Source organism: Methylocaldum sp. GT1BB (assembly GCF_051027545.1).
Taxonomy (GTDB): domain Bacteria; phylum Pseudomonadota; class Gammaproteobacteria; order Methylococcales; family Methylococcaceae; genus Methylocaldum.
The window spans coordinates 5,063,531-5,081,553 of record NZ_CP194902.1; the positions used below are offsets into that span (position 1 = coordinate 5,063,531).

An 18,023-nucleotide genomic window follows, 5' to 3' on the forward strand; every position below is an offset into this window, starting at 1 on the left:
TTCAACCTCGAAGCTTGGCGCCGGTAAGCAATGCCCATTCCTCGCGAACCACGGGGGGAGAGAAATCGAACTGCGACGCGTAGGCCGCGCGGACGTTTTCGACCTGCGTCGCCAAAATACCGGACAATGCCAAACTCCCGCCGGGCCGGACTTTTTCGCTGATTTCCGCCGCCAGTTCGATCAAAGGCGTAGCCAAAATGTTGGCGACCAGCACATCAGCGCGGACAGCGGCAAGCTCGCGCGGATACCCGAGGGCCAACCTGTCCTCCACGCCATTCTTGCGCGCGTTTTCGTCCGAGGCGGTGAGCGCCTGGGGATCGATATCCACGCCATAGGCTTTCGCCGCACCCAGCTTCAATGCAGCCACAGCCAGAACTCCCGATCCGCAGCCGTAATCGATCACGGTCTTGCCTGCGAGATCCTGGCCGTCCAGCCATTCGAGGCAAAGCGCTGTCGTGGGATGAGTGCCGGTTCCGAAAGCCAAGCCGGGGTCGAGCACTACGTTGACGGCCACGGGTTCCGGCGGCTCGAAGCCGGTCGGGCAAATCCAGAGCCTCTGGCCGAAGCGCATCGGCTGAAAATGATCCAGCCACGCTCTCTCCCATACACGGTCTTCCAAATCCTCGAGCTGATATTGAAGTACTCGCTCGCCGAATTGGTTCGCGACCGAGTTCCGTATGCGATTGGTATTGGCGTCGGCATCGAATAACCCGATCACTTTAGTCTGCCGCCAAACCGGCGTCTCCCCCGGCCTGGGTTCGAACAGAGGCTGGTCGCCGGCATCTTCGAAGCTGACGGAAACGGCGCCGAGATTCGACAAAAGATCGGAAACCGGCTCCGCCAAAGACTCATCGACCGTAATCGCCAGCTGACGCCACATCAGTGTTTCAATCCGAGCTTCTGCTCCAAATAATGGATATTCTGCCCGCCGGCATTAAAAGCCGCATCGTTGATGATATCGAGCAACAAAGGAATATTGCACTTGATACCGCCGATGACCATTTCCTGAAGCGCCATGCGGGCACGCGCGATAGCCCCGCTCCGGGTCTCGCCGTGGGCGATGAGCTTGCCGATCATCGAGTCGTAATAAGGCGGTACCCGATAGCCGTTATAGATATGCGTTTCGACCCGGATTCCAGGACCTCCGGGCATATGGAACTGCTCGATCACGCCGGGGCTCGGGATAAAACTTTGCGGATCCTCGGCGTTGATCCGGCACTCAATGGCATGGCCCCGCATCTGAACATCCTCCTGCCTGATCGCCAATACCTCGCCGGCGGCAATGCGAAGCTGCTCCTTGACGATATCGAAGCCCGTCACCATTTCCGTCACCGGATGTTCCACCTGTACCCGGGTATTCATCTCGATGAAATAAAACTGGCCGTCCTGGTAAAGAAACTCGAAGGTTCCGGCGCCCAGATAGCCGATTTCCTGACAGGCTCTGACGCAACGCTCACCGATTTGGCGACGCTGCTCCTCGGTAATGCCGGGCGCCGGCGCCTCTTCGACGACTTTCTGATGCCGACGCTGAGTGGAGCAATCGCGCTCGCCCAGATGAACCACATTCCCGTGTCCGTCGGCAATCACTTGGACCTCGATATGCCGCGGATTTTCCAGGAACTTCTCCATATAGACCATGTCGTTGCCGAATGCCGCCGCGGCCTCCCCTCGAGTCAGCGTGATGGCGCTCGGAAGATTCGCCTCGCTGTGGACGACCCGCATGCCGCGTCCTCCACCGCCGCCCGCCGCCTTGATGATGACCGGAAAACCGATTCGGCGGGCGACTTTCAGGTTTTCGTCGTGATTTTCGCTCAAAGGGCCATCCGAGCCGGGCAAACACGGAATACCGGCCTTTTTCATGGCCTCGATGGCAGACACCTTGTCCCCCATGAGCCGGATGGTCTCCGGACGAGGGCCGATGAAAATGAAACCGCTTTGGATCACTTTTTCCGCGAAGTCGGCGTTCTCCGACAAAAACCCGTAACCGGGATGGATAGCCACCGAATCGGTGACTTCGGCGGAGCTGATGATAGCCGGAATGTTGAGATAGCTTTCCTTCGACGGCGCAGGACCGATGCACACGGACTCGTCGGCGAGCCGCACGTGCTTTAGGTCGCGATCGGCCTCGGAATGCACGGCCACGGCTTTGATACCGAGTTCGCGGCAAGCACGAAGAATGCGCAGGGCGATCTCGCCCCTGTTGGCGATGAGAACTTTACCGAGCATGAACTGACACCTGGTGGATGGGCCGAATTAGAAGCAACGGCGATAGGCCGTTACTCGATGACGAACAAGGGCTGGTTGTATTCCACCGGTTGGGCGTTTTCTACCAGCACCTTTGCGATCACACCGGCTTTGTCCGCCTCGATCTGATTTAGAATCTTCATCGCCTCGATGATGCAGAGCGTATCGCCTACTTCCACGCGCTGGCCGACCTCGACGAAAGCCTTCGCTCCTGGCGAGGGCGAACGGTAAAAGGTTCCCACCATGGGCGATCGGACGATGTGCCCGGTCAGTTTATCCGCCGTCGCCTCGGCCGACTGAGGCGCTGCGGTCGGCTGTGGCGCAACGGCCGGCGCAGCAGCCTGCAATACCTGCACCGGTTGCGGCGCCGTACTGCTGTACCGACTGATGCGTACCGATTCCTCCCCTTCGCGAATCTCGATTTCGGCAATGCCCGACTCTTCGATCATTTCGATGAGCTTTTTTATTTTTCTAATATCCATGTCTTAGCCTGTTTTTAGGATGTGTATGGCGGCAGTCAAGGCGAGCTCATAACCGAGCGCGCCGAATCCGCAAATAACGCCTTTGGCGATATCGGATAAATATGAGTGTTTGCGGAAAGGCTCCCGCGCGTGAACGTTGGATAAATGGACTTCAATGAAAGGAATGCGGGTTGCAAGAAACGCATCTCGAAGCGCGATACTGGTATGCGTGTAAGCTCCCGGATTGATGAGTATGAAGTCGATGGATTCCCTGAACGCCTGGTGGATACGGTCTATAAGCTCGTGCTCGGCATTGCTCTGGAAAAAATCCAGATGGCAACCCAGCGCTTGCGCCTTGGAGTCCAGTGCAGACTCGATGTCGCCAAGCGTTTGACTGCCGTATAACCCCGGCTCGCGAAACCCAAGCAAATTGAGATTCGGGCCGTTGAGCACAAGGATGTTTGCCATATTACGAGAGCAGCCCCGTTTCCGATTACCGCAGAAGCCGAAAAACCGCGGCTATTTTGCCGAAATGCGCAAAATCTGTCCACAAATGAAGGATTTCGCTTACATTCGACGCAGTTAGCGCGTTTTGGCGGAAAGGTCAATGAAGCAGCGCTTCGAGAACCTTCATGAGCTGCTCTCTCGAGAATGGCCCCGTATGGGCGTCCACCTGCTGGCCGGCACGGTCGAAAACGGCGGAGAACGGCAAGACGTTAAGCCGGTTTCCGAGACTCTCCGCCCAGGCGGCGGCACGTTCGTCACCCAGCCATATCGGATAGTTGACCGGCGTCTCTCTTAAGAAGTCCTGCACGGCTTCCGATTCGTCTATGGCAATGCCGACGAACTGGACGCCCTTGTCGCCCAATTCCGTCTGCAATCGGACGAACTCCGGCATCTCCTCCCGGCAGGGGGCGCACCAGGTCGCCCAGAAGTTGAGTACGACGATCTTGCCTTTCAATTCGGCGATATCGTGCGGATTGCCATCGAGATCCCTGAGCGTCACAGGCTCCGGAGGCGCCCCATTCCTCGGGGCTGTCGACTCTCCGCTCAGCCAGCTTTGGGCGAGAATGCCGAGAAGAAGCGCGGCCAATGCGAGCAATCCGTAGAGAAACTTTGTCGATTTCACTGCAACGCCCTTTGCAAATGTCCCAAAAATTCATCCGCATTCATATAGCCGACCACGCGGAACGATTTCCGCTCCTCCCGATCAGGTCCGAAGAACAGCGTCGCCGGCGGACCGATGAGACCAAAGCGTTGCAAGAGCGCCTGATCGTCCGCGGAATTTTGCGTGACATCGGCCTGCAGCAATACCACGTTGCTGAGCGCATTCTGTACTTTGGGATCGGCGAAGGTATAGCGCTCCATTTCCTTACAGGAGATGCACCAATCGGCATAGAAATCCAGCATGACCCACTTTCCGGCGACCTCGGCCGCCGCCACCTGCTGATTCAGGTCGTCAATGGTCCTGACCTTTCGGAACGCGATCGACTGCGGCGACGCCTTGGCCGTCGCCGCAGAGATCCCGCGCAACGGCTGTAGCGGGTCGGTGCTGTCCGAAGCGACGCCGATCAACAGCAGCACCCCGTACGTAAGCATGACGATGCCCACGCCCTTCCACAGTCTGCGCCATCCGGAGGCCGGATGAGGCAAGGCATCCAGGGCGCCGAGGTAAATGGCCGGAATGATCAGCAGCAGTGCCCAAAGGAACATGGATACGGCGGCGGGCAGAATACGTTCGAGCAGCCAAACCGCGATCGCCAAAAGACCCACGCCGAAAGCGGCCTTCACCGCATTCATCCAGGTCCCGGCCTTGGGCAGCAACTTGCCTGCCGATGCGCCAATGGCCAGCAAGGGGATACCCATACCCAAGCCCAGCGCGAACAAAGCCAGCCCGCCAAGCACCGCATCGCCGGTCTGGCCGATATAGATTAGCGCGCCGGCCAGGGGCGCCGCCACGCACGGCCCGACGATCAAGGCGGAAAGTGCGCCCATGATCGCCGCTCCAGTCAGAGTGCCGCCGCGTTGCTGATTGCTGATGGAAACCACGCGGGATTGGATGAATTCGGGCATTTGCAGCGTATAAACGCCGAACATCGACAAGGCCAGCAGCACGAACAAAGCGCTGAATGCCACGATGACTTCGGGCTTTTGAAACAGAATCTGAAGATTGCTGCCGAACAGCCCGGCCAAAACGCCGAAGACGGTATAAGCAAACGCCGAAGCCAATACGTAGCTGAGGGACAACATGAAAGCCCGGCCGGTCGTGATCGTGTGGCCATTCCCGACGATGATGCCCGACAGAATCGGGATCATCGGAAAAATACAGGGCGTGAACGCCAGCAGCAGCCCGAACCCGAGAAAACTGAGAACCGTCGCCCAGGGGGAATCGCTTTGCAGCGCGAAGGCGATTCGGTCCTGCTCCGATACCGGCTCGGCAGGATTTGCTACCGACGCGATTTTTCCGGTACCACCGGCCGGCAAATCCAGGCTCGCGGTTTTCTGCATCGGCGGGTAGCACACACCCGTCTCCGCGCAGCCCTGATAATTCGCCTGCAACTGAATATTGACCGGCTTGCCATCGGCACGCGACAGCGGAACGGCAAAACCGACTTCCCGATGGAATACCTCCACCGCCCCGAACTCTTCGTCGTGCTTGGGTTCGCCGTGCGGAATCTCATAGCTCCCGAGCTTTACCCCGCTCTCGCCGAGCAAGGCCAGCTTGAATTTTTCCCGGTAAAGATAATACCCGTCGGCAATCTGCCAGCTCACCCACAGCGTACCAGCATCCTTGACCTCGGCGAAGAAACGGAACGCCTCATCCGGGGGCAGCAAATCGACGGGCTGGGTTTTCACGCCCAGCGATTTGAAGGCTTCGGCCAATTTTCCGAGCGAATCGGTCTTGGCACCGCCTGCGCCAGTCGGAGGCCACGCCACGTTCACCGTCCGCTTGTACGGCGGATAGCATACTCCGGCATCGGCACAGCCCTGCGAGGTTACGTCGAGAGCCAGTGCATCGGCGGTGCCGCCGCTCCGCATCAACGGAAGACGGATATCGACGTGCCCGCGATAAATCTCCATCTCGCCGAAAAATTCGTCGTGTTTGGTTTCTCCCTTCGGAAAAACCGGCTCGCCCAAATCGACGCCCGAAGTCTTGGACGCGAACTTGAATTTTTGCCGGTACAGATAATAGCCGTCCGCGATGTCGAATCCGACCAAGGCCTCATCGCCCTCGATCTTTGCCGATGCCCGGAAAGCCTGTTCGGGCGGCAGAAGCTCATCGCTGCTAATGGCCCAAACCGCACCCGTCCAGACCGACAAAAAGACAAACAACAACCCAAAAACCCACTCGCGGAACCAAAGGTATATGCACACGTTTGCAAAGCCGTCATTCCGGCATGGATTGCCGGAATCCAGAACACAGGGATGTGAAAGGCCTTTGCCATCCTTGGCGCCTGGACCCCGGCACTCCCTGCCGGGGTGACGATCTGTGTAGATACCTTTGTCGGGGAACTGCGGCATAACAAAATCACTCAGTAGGAAGAAGGTCGGGGATGCGGACTCTGTCCGGAAGCAATCCGTCCGGACGGTCCATCAATTTTCGGGGGGCAGCCATCTGCTGATCCAATCGAGGTACGCGGTCGAACCATGCAGTATGGAGACCGCAATGAATTCGGGAAGTTCGTACGGGTGTTTCTCGCGCACAAAGACTTCCAATGCTTCCAAAGAAGCCGTTTCGGTCTTCATCAGGAGGAGATGCTCCTGAGCCGTTTCTATCTTGCCTTCCCAAGGATAAACGGATGTCAGTCCGGGAACGATGTTGGCGCAGGCGACCAGGCGTTCGGCGACCGCCGCCCTAGCCAACGTCTCCGCGGTGTTCGCATCCGGACAAGTGCACAAAACTAGACAGTATTGGGTAGACATGGCAAAAAGCACTGGATTAATCGGAATTCTAAACGTATGAGGGCTTAATGAACATCGGTCAATGGTTATTGCTCGCGCTGTTGAGCTTGCCGGTCTTGGAGATTTATTTACTGATCAAACTCGTCGGTTCGCTGGGTTTTTTCCCCACTTTATTCCTGTTGCTGGGTGCTGCGGCGCTAGGCAGCTTTTTATTGAGAATACAGGGTTGGACCACCTGGTTCCGGGTTCAGCAAGCCTTGGCGCGTGGCGAATTGCCGGCCCGCGAGATGATCGAAGGCGGCTTGATAGCCGCCGGGGGTTTGCTGTTGCTGATACCCGGCTTCATCAGCGATATGCTGGCATTGTTCTGCCTGCTGCCGGCCACCCGGAAACGAATCGCGCAACGTATTCTCGAAAGCGGCATTTCCCACCCTCCCGGAAAGACGACACGCGAAACCCGGCACACGATAGAAGGCGAATTTAAGCGTGAAGACTGACTCATAACGCCTTTCGCGGTTTCCCGCCAACTATTATCCGAGCCGTGCTTTGAACACGCTTCATCGAGAGGCGTAGTTTTTGCAGCCATTCATCCTTGCCGAAAACGAGAAACGCCATCATTACCGCGGTTCCTTGTTTCAAGGCTCCTCATTCGCCCGAAAACGATACATTGATGAAACACTCTTGTAACGTCATCATTAAAATCCGCTAATATAATTCACCCCTACTGAGCTCCGCGGGTAACGGGCTGAAATTTCCCAGCAGGTACTATTGGATGGCGATGATAACCCGGAAATTCCGCGTCGACGGCATGCACTGCCAGGGATGCGAAACGACGATCGAGCAAGCGGTGGCCCAACTTTCCGGGGTCCAAGATATCAAGGCCGATTTTGCGGCCGGGACCGCCACCGTCAGCTTCGACCCCGCTCGAACCGATCCCCGAAAAATCATCGAAGCCATCGATAGCCAGGGTTATCAATGCTCACCGGCGCCGGCCGGCGGTTCTTCGCGGCTCCGCGCCTTCGGACGATTGCTGGTCGCCCTGCTCTCACTAACCGTTATTGCCGCACTCCTGATCCAAGGCGATCAGCTCGCCGAGCGCATGCACCTGCCAGAGTTCGATCGTAGCATGAGCTATGGCCTCTTGTTTCTGATCGGCTTCGTCACCGGTTTTCACTGCGTGGGAATGTGCGGCGGTTTCGTTGTCGGCTATACCGCGAGCGCCGCCGCGACCGGCAAACGTTCCTTGGTGCTCTCCCACGTCCTTTACGGGGTCGGCAAGACCTTATCGTATACCCTGATCGGCGGCCTATTCGGGCTGCTCGGTTCGTTCATAGCCTTTACCCCGGAAATCCGTGGCATCGCCGCGATCGCGGCCGGCATCTTCCTGATCGTGTTCGGCCTCAACATGCTGGACTGGTTCAAGAGCCTCCGGCGCGTTCACATTCGCATACCGACATTCTTGAACCGCTTCGTATACGGCAGGACGCAAAAAAGCAAAAGTCCATTCCTGATCGGCCTGCTGAACGGTCTGATGATCGCCTGCGGTCCGCTCCAGGCCATGTACATCATGGCCGCCGGCACCGGCAGCTTTATCGAAGGCTCCAAGCTCCTTTTCGTCTTCGGGCTGGGCACATTGCCGATATTGTTCGGCTTCGGGGTGCTGACCAGCCTGATTTCCGCCCAGGCGACCCGAGGACTCTTGAAAGTATCCGCCTTTCTGGTGATGGCCCTCGGACTCATCATGCTGAATCGAGGCCTGATCATGAGCGGCTCCGGCTACGACTTTCGGACCTTGGCGACCTTGGCCGCAACCCGCCTGGAAAATTTGACCAAGAAAGAGGACTCCACGGCTCCCGCCGGCGATTACCAGGTGATCCGCATGGAGGTCAATAAGCGGGGTTTTAAACCGGACACGTTCGTACTGAAAAAAGGCGTTCCCGTGAAGTGGATCATCGAGGGAAAGGAACTGAACTACTGCAACCACCGGATCATTGTCCCGTCTCTGGGGCTCGAATTCGACGTGGTAAAAGGCGAGCAAACCGTCGAGTTCACGCCGCAACAGGCCGGCGTGATTCCCTGGAGTTGCTGGATGGGCATGATTCCCGGCAGCTTCATCGTGCAAGAAGACGCCGCCGGCCCAGAACAGGGGAAGAGCGACGAACAACCCGGCCGTCGCCCGCCCGAATGAGCGAAGTTGTCGAGCGGTCGACGTATCGCCGAAAACTGTGGGATTTACACTACCGAAGCGGGATTTCCCACACTTCCGCCGCAATCAACGCACATGAACATCGGAAAACTCCGATCAAAAAAGGTCTCAAATTCAGGCATACCTGTTGCATGGCGGTCACACTCTTCTCTTCGCCCCCCCGCCAGCGGCAGAGCATAGTTTGAGGAAAGACGCGCCGCAGACCGAAACACAAGACAATTCACAAGAACAATGACCAGGAAATCGAGCGTTTTTTTATCGGCGATCGCAGCGCAATCGGCCATCCTCGGTTTGTTGCTCCTGCACGCCGCAATCTCCACTCGGACGCATCCACCGGAATTGACTGAAAAACGGGCTTTGGTAAAGGCACTCCATCTCACCGATCTATGCCTGTTTACCGAGGCCCGCTACACGCGTCATCTCTCGCAAGCGGACTTGAGCACACCCTTTCAGGACCATCCCATATCCCTGGAGCATTTCCCTTCCGGCTCCTTCCTGGGCGCACCGGAAAACATTCGGAAAATCAATGAAGAGTTGGATTGAGAAGCAGAAATACATCATCGATTTCACCCTGTCGTCGCTGCTGCGGCGCAAGGTGAAGAACATTGGCCTCTTGATCCTGTACGCCTTGATCGTGTTCATCCTGGCCTCGGTGATGTTCTTTACCCACGCGATCAAGAAAGAGGCATCCCTCGTCCTTCGAGAGTCACCGGAAATGATCGTCCAAAAAGTCGTGGCGGGACGGCACGACCTCATGCCGCTGCGCTATCGGGACGAAATTCTGAAAATCCGGGGCGTGCAGGCAGTCGAGGGGCGGCTCTGGGGCTATTATTTCGACCCTGTTTTCGGAGCCAACTACACCTTGCTGGTGCCGCCCGCCACGACAGCGACGGAACAAGCCGAGACCGAGCCGATGCGCACGGTCGTGACCGAAAACGAGCACCGCCACGGCCCTGAAGAGCAAGCCATGCCTCTCGTCGGCGCCGAAACGATCGGCGCGGGAAACATCGTCATCGGCAACGGCATCGCCCGGGTGCGGAATGCCGGCAAGGGCGAATTCATACTGTTCCGCACCCATGCCGGCGAAGGAATGCCCTTGAGAATCAAGGACACGCTTTCCTCCGCGTCGGAACTTGTCTCCTCCGATCTGATCCTGATGACCGAGCCCGACTTCCGCAGATTTTTCGGCATCCCCGAGAACTATGTGACCGATCTGGCGGTCTCGGTCAGAAATCCCGAGGAGCTTTCCACGATCGCCGCCAAGATCACCCGGCTGTTTCCCGATTCCCGCCCGATCATACGGGACGAGATCCTCCGCACCTACGACTCGATCTTCAACTGGCGCGGCGGCATGATGATCGTGATCCTGTCCGCGGCGGTCCTGGCATTCGTCATCTTCGCCTGGGACAAGGCCTCCGGGCTCAGCGCCGGGGAGCGGCGCGAAATCGGCATACTGAAGGCCATCGGATGGGAAACCTCGGACATCATCCGCATGAAATTCTGGGAAGGCGCGGTGATTTCGCTGACCGCATTTCTCGGCGGCGTGATCCTCGCTTACATCCACGTATTCTTCACCCATTCCCTGGTGTTCGAACCGGCTTTGAAAGGCTGGTCGACCCTGTATCCGCAGTTCAAGCTGATGCCTTTCGTAAGCGCCGAACAATTGACCACCCTCTTCTTCCTCACGGTGGTGCCCTACACGGTATCCACCATCGTTCCGGCCTGGCGGGCGGCGACCATCGATCCGGACACCGCCATGCGCCATACGGGAGAGTGATTCATGATCGAGCTTTTCGACGTCCGCAAAGTATTCAACACAGGCAAGCCGAGCGAATACTCGGCGCTCAACGGCATCAGCCTCAACATCAGCTCCAACAAGGTCACCGTTCTGACCGGCCCCAGCGGCTCGGGGAAGACCACCCTGCTCAGCATCATCGGCTGCATGTCGCGCCCTACCGCCGGACGGGTGAAACTGAGCGGACGCGAAATCACCAGCTTGCCGGAACGCTTTCTGACCGATATCCGCCGCAAGACCTTCGGCTTCATCTTCCAACAGCACAATCTGATCAAGGGGATCACTGCACTGGAAAACGTCATGCTGCCCGCCTACCCCTTGGGCGAACGGCATGGGCCGCTCAAGGAGCGCGCGATGCATCTGCTCGACAGGCTAGACCTTTCCCGCAAGGCACACTCGCGCATCGAGTGGCTGTCCGGCGGCGAAGCGCAGCGGGTGGGCATCGTCCGAGCACTGATCAACGACCCGTCCGTCATCATCGCGGATGAGCCAACCTCCAACCTGGACACCAAGCTCTCTTACAGATTCCTCGAAATCGTGGAAACGTTCAAAAAAGACGGCAAAACGGTCCTGATTACCAGCCACGACCCCCTGGTGTACCAGGCCAGCGTCGTCGACGAGGTGGTCCGGCTGCGGGACGGCCGGCTCGAAGGAGAAGCGCCGTGATCATGCATCCGGCGGTGATCGCCAATATCATCGCCGCGCTGACGGTGAGCCTGATGGTGGTTTATTCGGCCTACTATGGGCTACAGATCTATCGCCACTGGAACATCGAGAGCGGCAGCGAACTGCAGCTGACCCTGGAGCGGCGGACCTACCTGGTCTCGACGCTGCTGTCCTATACCTTCGGGCTGCAACTGATCTCGCTGTTCCTTTACGTGTTCACCGCCGACACGCTCTACCCGCTGTTCGTCGGCGCCATGTGCGCCGCGGGGGCCTTGAGCGTGAATGCCTTCGGTTATCCGACCCTGATCCTGAAGGTCGGCAATTTCCTGCTGGCGGGACTCTGGCTGGTGCTGAACCACGCGGACAATCAGGCTTACGACTACCCTCTCATCAGGAAAAAATACCTCCTGCTGGCGGTCATCGCCCCGTTCATCGTGGCCGAAACGATTGTGGAACTGGCTTATTTCCTGAAGCTGGACGCCAATGTCATCACCTCGTGCTGCGGCGCCCTTTTCAGCAGCGAACGGGTCGAGGGACTCGGCTCGGAAATCGCGGCCCTGCCGGCATTACCCACGCTCTGGGCTTTTTATATCAGCATTGCCGCGGCGCTGCTCTCCGGCATTTATTTCTATCTTCGGGGAAAAGGCGGCTATGTCTATTCCGCTTTGGCGGTAGTGGCCTTCTTCGTCTCCATAGTCGCGATCATTTCCTGCATCTCGCTTTATATCTACGAATTGCCGACCCACCATTGTCCGTTCTGCATCATCATGGAGGAATATAACTACATCGGTTATCTGCTATACATCCTGTTGTTCAGCGCCGTAGTCGCCGGCGCGGGCATCGCCGTCCTGATCCCGTTCCGCGGGATAGCAAGCCTGAGCTCGGCAATACCATCGCTGCTAAGAAGACTCGCATTGACCTCGATCGTGTCCTACACGGCTTTCGCATCCATCGTGACGTATCGAATCGCGATCTCGAATCTCATTTTGTAAGTTAAGGTAGCCATCATGACCGATCGATCCCGAAGGAACTGTTTGCGCGCCCTCGCGGCGCTGGCTTTGTCCCGGGTCGTTCCCGGCTCCGTCGCCGACGCAGCAGGAAAGGCGGTGCTCAAGAAGAGCGACCGCTGCCCGGTCTGCGGCATGTTCGTCTACAAATATCCGAAGTGGGTGGCGCAGATCGTTTTTAAGGACGGCACCTCGTACTTTTACGACGGCGCCAAGGATATGTTCAAGCATATCTTCGACACGTCCAAATACACACCGGGGAAAACGGCGGACCAAATCGTCGCCATTTACGTCACGGATTATTACGAAGTCGAACTGATCGAAGCCAAGCCCGCATTTTACGTGATCGGCTCGGACGTGCTGGGCCCCATGGGTCATGAATTGCTCCCCTTCAGGGATCAAGAGTCCGCCCAGGAATTTCTGGAGGACCACAAGGGCACCAAGATCTTGCGCTTTCAGGATGTGACCCCGGCCGTCATCGAATCGCTGGACCGGCGTTCATGACGATCACATTTTGGATTCGACTTTTATTGGCCGCGTCGATCATGGCGTCGCTCGGCGCCTGCAACGGTCGACGGCCGGGCTTGCAGATCGGCGACATGGCGCCCGTCGTCACGCTCACCGATTTTCACGGAAATCCCGTGACGCTGCCCAAGGACATCCGGGGCAAGGTGGTCCTGGTGCGCTTCTGGGCTATGGATTGCTCCCACTGCAACAAAGAAACCGTCCTGGCCCTGGAAACCCTCTATCAAAAATATAAGGACAAAGGTTTCCTGCCGGTCGCCATACACGAAAGCCGGCCCGTCGAGGCGGACGAGCGGTTCCGGAAGTTCGATCACGTCACTTATCCGATGCTGGTGGACGAATACGGAAAAGTAGCCCGGCAGTTCGGCGTAATCGGCTTGCCGACGACCCTGGTGCTCGACGAGAAAGGCATCGTGCGGGAGAAGATCACCGGGGAAGCCAGTATCGACACTTTCGAAAAGCTTTTGACCACAGTGCTATACAAAGGGGGATTTTATGACGGCACTCATTAGATTTGGCTTGGGGCCAGCATTGGCGATATGCCAGCTTCTGCTCATATCGTTTGCGGTCTCGGCCGAGGAGCCCCATGAACGGGAAAGCTGCCGGGTCTGTGGTATGTACATCGATCAGTACCTAAAGAGTGCCGCCGAATTGGTTTACAAGGACGGCAAGAAAAAATTCACCTGCGGCGTCGCCTGCATGCTGCGCGAGGTCGACGATGCCGGCGGACTTTCCGCCTTCGAATCGGTAAAAGTGCACGACTGGGTCTCCGGCAAGCTGATAGATGCCGAAGACGCCATTTATGTCATCGGCAGCCGCGTCATTCCGGATATGGTTCCGAACTATATCGCTTTCGCCAACCGGGAAGAGGCCGAGGCATTCGCCGCCAAGGAAGGGGGCGACGTGATCGACTTCGGGATCGCCTATCAGGATGTCTCGCCGGTCGGGACCACCGCGCCATTCCGTATCCGTACGGCAGTGACGCCGGGAGCGGGAGCCTTCAGCATCGGCGCCGTCTACGGCTACATGCAGAAAGACCAGGTCAAAGCAGGCTCAAACAGCACCGATCCCAGCGAGTTCATCAACAGCAACAGGACCCAGCCGCGGGCTCCGAAAGAAGTCCAGGCGCATCAGCAGGCACTGATCGTCAACTACTCGCCCACCGACAATCTCTCTCTTTTCGTCAACGTCCCCTGGTTCGAACGTAGAACCAAGACGCTAGTCAGAACGTCGCCCACCAGCGTCAGGGAAACCGTCGGCGAGGAAAACGGCATCGGCGACATTACCCTGGAAGGACGCTATAACTTCTGGCGCAGCACCCGCTGGGACAAATTCGGGACCATTCTGCTCGGCACCACCTTGCCGACGGGACAGTTCGACGGCGAGAGGGGAGCGACCACGGATCCCGTGGCCGGGAGAAGGCTCGTTTCCACCGGCCCCGCTCTACAGCTGGGCAAAGACACCGCCACCTTCACCGGCGGGTTGCTCTACTCGCAGCGCTGGAAAGATTTCTGGTTTCACGGTTCGGCCCTCTACACCGTCAACCCGGAAAATGACAACGACTTTGCCTTCGGCGACGTCGCCACCGTCGGCGCGGCTTTCCACTACACGCCGAACTATGATCTGATGTTGGGCATCGAGATGGACGCCAGCTACACGCAAAAAAGCGAAGACCACGGCTACAAGATCGGGAACAGCGGCGGCACCGTGACCAATCTTGCATTCGTCTTCGACTACCGCTTTCTCAACGCTTTCGGCGGAAACTTCAAGCTGCGCGGGTCGGTCGGCTTGCCGATTTATGAAGATCTGAACACCAAGCACGTAGTGCTCGCCAATCCCCGCCGCGAATTCGACCAGGTCCAACTGGGGGACGGCTTTTTCGGCAATTTGGCCGTTACCTGGACTTACCGCGCCGCTCCGGAGTTTTGATACCTTTGTAGGGTGGGTTAGGCACGCATTGCGCCGATTCCGGAAAATTACGGTGATGTCTCCGCGTGCCGTAACCCACCGATTCCGCAACCTCGCCCGGTAGGTTACGGCCTCGCGGCCCAATCCCCTACAAGAATTGACTCCTTGATTTAAAGCGCTTTGGAGTTAGAGCGTTTTTATCTCGCTCGTACGGCAAAACCGGCTTGGCGGACGTCGTTGGGCTTTCGGCTCGGGTGAATGGATTCAAGCATTCGGCAATCCTTTGCCGATGAAGACGCTCGGCCGGAGCATGGCGTCGGGAAAGGATTCCCGACCTACAGGGTGCTACAGTCGTAGGTCGGCAATCCTTTGCCGACGAACCCGTTGGCCCAACGACATCGTCGGGAAGGGTCGCGACTAAAGCGACCGTTTGCGATTGGAAGGGATTCCCGACCTACTCGCGAGTGCCCGTACAATCGGTATGAAAATGCTCTAAGTACATCCCATAAAGTTCTGCGGAAAGGGCGTACACTGGCGGCATGAAAGCCATCCTGATCCCCCCGTTGGGCAAAGCGCAACAGAGTGAGTTAGACACCCTGTATCGAAAGACCAAGGACCCACGACTCCGAACTCGTGCCCAGATGGTCTTGCTCTCGGCCGAGCGGGGTCTCAAAGCGCTGGAGATCGCGGGGATCGTGCGGGAGAGCGAGGATACCGTGGTGCGGTGGCTGAAACGGCATCAGAGCGAAGGCGTGGACGGGCTGAAAGATGCGCCGCGAGCGGGACGGCAAGCCAAAGTGACGGCGGCGTATCGGGCCGCCCTGGTGGCGGCGGTACGGCGCCGTCCGCGCAGTTTGGACCTGCCGTTTTCCATATGGACCCTGCAACGGCTGGTGGATTACCTGGCCGAGCAAACCGGGATTCGCATCGCTCTGGAAACCCTGCGCCAAACCTTGAAGCGCGAAGGGATTGTGCTCAGTCGTCCGCAGCATAAGATCAGCAGCCCTGATCCAGACTATGCGGTGAAAAAAAAGCGGTCGAAGACACCCGTGATCACTTGAAACCGGGCGATGTGTTTTACTACGCCGACGAGTTTAACCTCAGTTGGCTGCCTACCTTGACGGCGTTGTGGAGCCCGGTAGGCCAGCAAATTATGATTCCGACCCCAGGTCAGCCTAAGAAGCGCTATGGGTTGGGAGCGGTGAATTACCATACCGGTGAAACCGTGGTCTTATTCAAACGACACAAGCGCCGTCGGGAGGTGGCCGAACTGCTGCAAGCCATAGTGGACCAGCATCCCACGGGGACGATTTACGTCGCGTGGGACAATGCCGACACGCATCAAGACGACGAGATCGAAGCGGTCGTGCGCGGAGCCGCCGGGCGACTGGTCCTGCTGTACTTGCCGACCTATAGCCCTTGGCTCAACCCGATCGAGATGCTGTGGCGCCATTTCCGCCGCGAAGTGACCCATTGCGAACTCTTCGAGACGGTAGCCGCCTTGCTCCAAGCCGCCCGCGAGTTCTTCGACCGTCACAACCGCTCTCCACAGCTGGTGCTCTCGATTATCGGTTCCTATGCCGTAAAAGTTTCATGAATGTACTTAGCGAGGGTCGTCGGCAAAGGATTGCCGACCTACGACCTGAAATCGGACCATCTCGCCCGAGGCGATCGACGCCGCCGGGACGAGGCGGCAGCCGTTACCGGCGTTCGGATGCCGCCTCGGGGATAAACGCTATTTGAGACTCACGCGCTCTTTCGGCGACACGATATCGCCCGTGATATCCAGATCGATCTTCATCCGCTTCGCCGCCGCCTTGGTCGCCTTGCTGTCTTTGAAGGGGCCGGCGATGACTTTGAAGCGTCCGTTCTCCAGGGCCACCACCCGGGCCGGAATCTGCGGTCCCTGATGATTCAGAACCGCCGCCAAACGCTGAGCGCTCAATTCGTCCCCGGATTCCAGCGCCGTGATGTACCAGCCGCTATCGGTCATCGCCGGCGTTTTCGGCCGACCGTATAGCTCATCGGGATATTTCAGAGCCACGGCTTGACTCACCAGCCGAGCGAGATTTTCGCTGTTCTCGAAAATGGGTACCGGAATGCCCCGAGCCTCGCTCACGATCTGCTCGATGCGTGGCCAATCCAGCTTTCGCTCCTGCTTCTTTTCGATTTTCTTGAGCGCGGCCATCAGATTTTTCTTGAGCTGCTTTGCATTGAGTTCCTCATGAGGCTTATGGGCCTCCAGATAAAGTTCGCCGTTGCGCCACCCCACCAAATAGGGCTGATTGACGATGCGCACGGGCGTTTTGACCGGCACTTCCCGATAAAGCGTTTCGATATTTTCCGGGTAAAGTCGGACGCAGCCGTTACTCGCACGAAGTCCGATGCCATACGGTTTGTTGGTGCCGTGAATCAAATAGCTCGGACGGCTCAGATACATGGCGTAGTCGCCCAGGGGATTGTCGGGGCCAGGCGACACCACCGCCGGAAGAGGATCGCCTTTCTTCTCGTGATCCCTGCGAATGGACTCCGGAACGTGCCAGGTCGGATGACTGGTCTTTCGCTCGACCAGCATTTCGCCGGTCGGCGTGGAGCGGCCTTCGCGGCCGATGCCGACAGGATAGGTGACCACCTCTCCGCCTTTCTTCTTCGGGAAGTAAAAAAGGCGCATAGAGGCGAGATTGACGACTATGCCCTTGCGTGGAGCGTCCGGAAGGGTGAACTGCATCGGCAATATAACCCGGCTGCCCGGCTGCGGCGCCCATAGATCGATATCGGGATTGGCCTCACCGACCCCTTCCAGGCCCAGACCGAAATGTCGAGCCACGTCCGGAAGAGAATCCCCTTCCGCTATCTTCACCGTCGCCAGTTGTCCGACGACACTGTCGTCTTTTCCCAACGCAAAGCGGTTGCCCTCGATGTTTTCGACCAGCGGCTCGGGAGGGGCTTTCGGCTCTTCCTGCCGGAAAGGCGACCAAGCGCAGGCGTGAAGAAAACCGGCAACAAGAAGGAGCAGCGGCAAGCGCAGTTGAGCGAGGGGCTGACTAAAGGCCCTTGTGCGATTGAAATCGCCGGCGTGTACCGGACGATCCGAATATGGCGCGCCTTGGCGTACAAGAACAGCATCACTCACGATATTAACCCCTCCGCGTCTGGCCAAAAAATAGCCGTTTATGCAAGGTACATGCCCATACCACTCCATATCTGGGCCATCGATTTCGCGGTGCGTCGTTATCGGCATCGACTCGGCTTCCGTTCCGCCCCATCTCCATGCTCAAGGTTGCGATAGGATATCACTGGCATCGAAC

Annotated in this window: 19 protein-coding genes; 11 read left to right on the top strand and 8 right to left on the bottom strand. The window is 58.0% G+C overall.

Annotated features, from left to right (window positions below; translation table 11 throughout):
• Position 1: 1 nt before the first annotated feature.
• The 7 genes from prmA to cutA form a co-directional block, all read right to left on the bottom strand.
• Positions 2–880 (bottom strand): 50S ribosomal protein L11 methyltransferase, encoded by an 879-nt coding sequence (gene prmA, locus ACR2TX_RS23680; RefSeq protein WP_156880358.1) that lies wholly within the window; start codon positions 878–880, stop codon positions 2–4.
• Positions 880–2,226, bottom strand: a complete 1,347-nt coding sequence (gene accC, locus ACR2TX_RS23685) for an acetyl-CoA carboxylase biotin carboxylase subunit (RefSeq protein ID WP_077728789.1) — start codon at positions 2,224–2,226, stop codon at positions 880–882. Before accC ends, prmA begins: the two co-directional genes overlap by 1 nt.
• A 50-nt stretch (positions 2,227–2,276) precedes the next feature.
• Entirely contained in the window at positions 2,277–2,726 is a 450-nt protein-coding gene (gene accB, locus ACR2TX_RS23690) for an acetyl-CoA carboxylase biotin carboxyl carrier protein (RefSeq protein WP_077728788.1), read from the bottom strand.
• A 3-nt stretch (positions 2,727–2,729) separates the two neighbouring features.
• The gene (gene aroQ, locus ACR2TX_RS23695; protein WP_077728787.1) at positions 2,730–3,173 is read right to left on the bottom strand and encodes a type II 3-dehydroquinate dehydratase; all 444 of its coding nucleotides are present in this window, start codon (positions 3,171–3,173) and stop codon (positions 2,730–2,732) included.
• A 136-nt stretch (positions 3,174–3,309) separates the two neighbouring features.
• Positions 3,310–3,834, bottom strand: coding sequence for a TlpA family protein disulfide reductase (locus tag ACR2TX_RS23700; RefSeq protein WP_156880356.1), 525 nt, complete (start codon positions 3,832–3,834; stop codon positions 3,310–3,312).
• Positions 3,831–6,080 carry a protein-disulfide reductase DsbD gene (locus ACR2TX_RS23705; protein WP_434130810.1) on the bottom strand — a complete coding sequence of 750 codons (2,250 nt, stop codon included), beginning with the start codon at positions 6,078–6,080 and terminating at the stop codon, positions 3,831–3,833. Before ACR2TX_RS23705 ends, ACR2TX_RS23700 begins: the two co-directional genes overlap by 4 nt.
• A 219-nt stretch (positions 6,081–6,299) precedes the next feature.
• Positions 6,300–6,629 (bottom strand): divalent-cation tolerance protein CutA, encoded by a 330-nt coding sequence (gene cutA, locus ACR2TX_RS23710; RefSeq protein WP_434113720.1) that lies wholly within the window; start codon positions 6,627–6,629, stop codon positions 6,300–6,302.
• Between the two features lie 47 nt (positions 6,630–6,676).
• Here cutA and ACR2TX_RS23715 point away from each other — a divergent pair, with 47 nt between their 5' ends.
• The 11 genes from ACR2TX_RS23715 (at position 6,677) to ACR2TX_RS23765 (ending at position 16,312) form a co-directional block, all read left to right on the top strand.
• Positions 6,677–7,105 carry an FxsA family protein gene (locus ACR2TX_RS23715; protein WP_077728784.1) on the top strand — a complete coding sequence of 143 codons (429 nt, stop codon included), beginning with the start codon at positions 6,677–6,679 and terminating at the stop codon, positions 7,103–7,105.
• 275 nt (positions 7,106–7,380) lie between these two features.
• Positions 7,381–8,796, top strand: coding sequence for an urease accessory protein UreH domain-containing protein (locus tag ACR2TX_RS23720; RefSeq protein ID WP_434130812.1), 1,416 nt, complete (start codon positions 7,381–7,383; stop codon positions 8,794–8,796).
• 249 nt (positions 8,797–9,045) lie between these two features.
• On the top strand, positions 9,046–9,357 hold the full coding sequence (locus tag ACR2TX_RS23725; RefSeq protein WP_077728782.1) for a hypothetical protein: 312 nt from the start codon (positions 9,046–9,048) through the stop codon (positions 9,355–9,357).
• Complete coding sequence (locus ACR2TX_RS23730) at positions 9,341–10,591, top strand: ABC transporter permease (protein ID WP_347257860.1); 1,251 nt, start codon at positions 9,341–9,343, stop codon at positions 10,589–10,591. Before ACR2TX_RS23725 ends, ACR2TX_RS23730 begins: the two co-directional genes overlap by 17 nt.
• Positions 10,592–10,594: 3 nt before the next feature.
• Positions 10,595–11,275 carry an ABC transporter ATP-binding protein gene (locus ACR2TX_RS23735; protein ID WP_077728780.1) on the top strand — a complete coding sequence of 227 codons (681 nt, stop codon included), beginning with the start codon at positions 10,595–10,597 and terminating at the stop codon, positions 11,273–11,275.
• Between the two features lie 2 nt (positions 11,276–11,277).
• Positions 11,278–12,267 (top strand): hypothetical protein, encoded by a 990-nt coding sequence (locus tag ACR2TX_RS23740; protein WP_347257864.1) that lies wholly within the window; start codon positions 11,278–11,280, stop codon positions 12,265–12,267.
• A 15-nt stretch (positions 12,268–12,282) separates the two neighbouring features.
• Positions 12,283–12,786, top strand: coding sequence for a nitrous oxide reductase accessory protein NosL (locus ACR2TX_RS23745; protein WP_077728778.1), 504 nt, complete (start codon positions 12,283–12,285; stop codon positions 12,784–12,786).
• Positions 12,783–13,319 (top strand): TlpA family protein disulfide reductase, encoded by a 537-nt coding sequence (locus tag ACR2TX_RS23750; RefSeq protein ID WP_077728777.1) that lies wholly within the window; start codon positions 12,783–12,785, stop codon positions 13,317–13,319. The genes ACR2TX_RS23745 and ACR2TX_RS23750 overlap by 4 nt, the downstream gene beginning before the upstream one ends.
• On the top strand, positions 13,303–14,736 hold the full coding sequence (locus ACR2TX_RS23755) for a nitrous oxide reductase accessory protein NosL (RefSeq protein ID WP_077728776.1): 1,434 nt from the start codon (positions 13,303–13,305) through the stop codon (positions 14,734–14,736). The genes ACR2TX_RS23750 and ACR2TX_RS23755 overlap by 17 nt, the downstream gene beginning before the upstream one ends.
• A gap of 518 nt (positions 14,737–15,254) precedes the next feature.
• Positions 15,255–15,776: a helix-turn-helix domain-containing protein gene (locus ACR2TX_RS23760; protein WP_434130815.1), complete on the top strand. Its 522-nt coding sequence runs from the start codon at positions 15,255–15,257 to the stop codon at positions 15,774–15,776.
• Positions 15,773–16,312 (top strand): IS630 family transposase, encoded by a 540-nt coding sequence (locus ACR2TX_RS23765; protein WP_156881976.1) that lies wholly within the window; start codon positions 15,773–15,775, stop codon positions 16,310–16,312. Before ACR2TX_RS23760 ends, ACR2TX_RS23765 begins: the two co-directional genes overlap by 4 nt.
• A gap of 138 nt (positions 16,313–16,450) precedes the next feature.
• On the opposite strand, the gene ACR2TX_RS23770 is transcribed toward ACR2TX_RS23765, so the two are convergent.
• The gene (locus ACR2TX_RS23770) at positions 16,451–17,848 is read right to left on the bottom strand and encodes a L,D-transpeptidase family protein (RefSeq protein ID WP_434113731.1); all 1,398 of its coding nucleotides are present in this window, start codon (positions 17,846–17,848) and stop codon (positions 16,451–16,453) included.
• Between the last annotated feature and the right edge of the window lie 175 nt (positions 17,849–18,023).

Bases quoted from the DNA above. Each gene is read 5' to 3' on its own strand.
- ACR2TX_RS23750 (WP_077728777.1), top strand. From the start codon at position 12,783: ATGACGATCACATTTTGGATTCGACTTTTATTGGCCGCGTCGATCATG.
- aroQ (WP_077728787.1), bottom strand. From the start codon at position 3,173: ATGGCAAACATCCTTGTGCTCAACGGCCCGAATCTCAATTTGCTTGGG.
- prmA (WP_156880358.1), bottom strand. From the start codon at position 880: ATGTGGCGTCAGCTGGCGATTACGGTCGATGAGTCTTTGGCGGAGCCG.
- ACR2TX_RS23740 (WP_347257864.1), top strand. From the start codon at position 11,278: ATGCATCCGGCGGTGATCGCCAATATCATCGCCGCGCTGACGGTGAGC.
- accB (WP_077728788.1), bottom strand. From the start codon at position 2,726: ATGGATATTAGAAAAATAAAAAAGCTCATCGAAATGATCGAAGAGTCG.
- ACR2TX_RS23715 (WP_077728784.1), top strand. From the start codon at position 6,677: ATGAACATCGGTCAATGGTTATTGCTCGCGCTGTTGAGCTTGCCGGTC.
- ACR2TX_RS23760 (WP_434130815.1), top strand. From the start codon at position 15,255: ATGAAAGCCATCCTGATCCCCCCGTTGGGCAAAGCGCAACAGAGTGAG.
- ACR2TX_RS23755 (WP_077728776.1), top strand. From the start codon at position 13,303: ATGACGGCACTCATTAGATTTGGCTTGGGGCCAGCATTGGCGATATGC.
- ACR2TX_RS23725 (WP_077728782.1), top strand. From the start codon at position 9,046: ATGACCAGGAAATCGAGCGTTTTTTTATCGGCGATCGCAGCGCAATCG.
- ACR2TX_RS23735 (WP_077728780.1), top strand. From the start codon at position 10,595: ATGATCGAGCTTTTCGACGTCCGCAAAGTATTCAACACAGGCAAGCCG.
- cutA (WP_434113720.1), bottom strand. From the start codon at position 6,629: ATGTCTACCCAATACTGTCTAGTTTTGTGCACTTGTCCGGATGCGAAC.
- accC (WP_077728789.1), bottom strand. From the start codon at position 2,226: ATGCTCGGTAAAGTTCTCATCGCCAACAGGGGCGAGATCGCCCTGCGC.
- ACR2TX_RS23720 (WP_434130812.1), top strand. From the start codon at position 7,381: ATGGCGATGATAACCCGGAAATTCCGCGTCGACGGCATGCACTGCCAG.
- ACR2TX_RS23730 (WP_347257860.1), top strand. From the start codon at position 9,341: ATGAAGAGTTGGATTGAGAAGCAGAAATACATCATCGATTTCACCCTG.
- ACR2TX_RS23745 (WP_077728778.1), top strand. From the start codon at position 12,283: ATGACCGATCGATCCCGAAGGAACTGTTTGCGCGCCCTCGCGGCGCTG.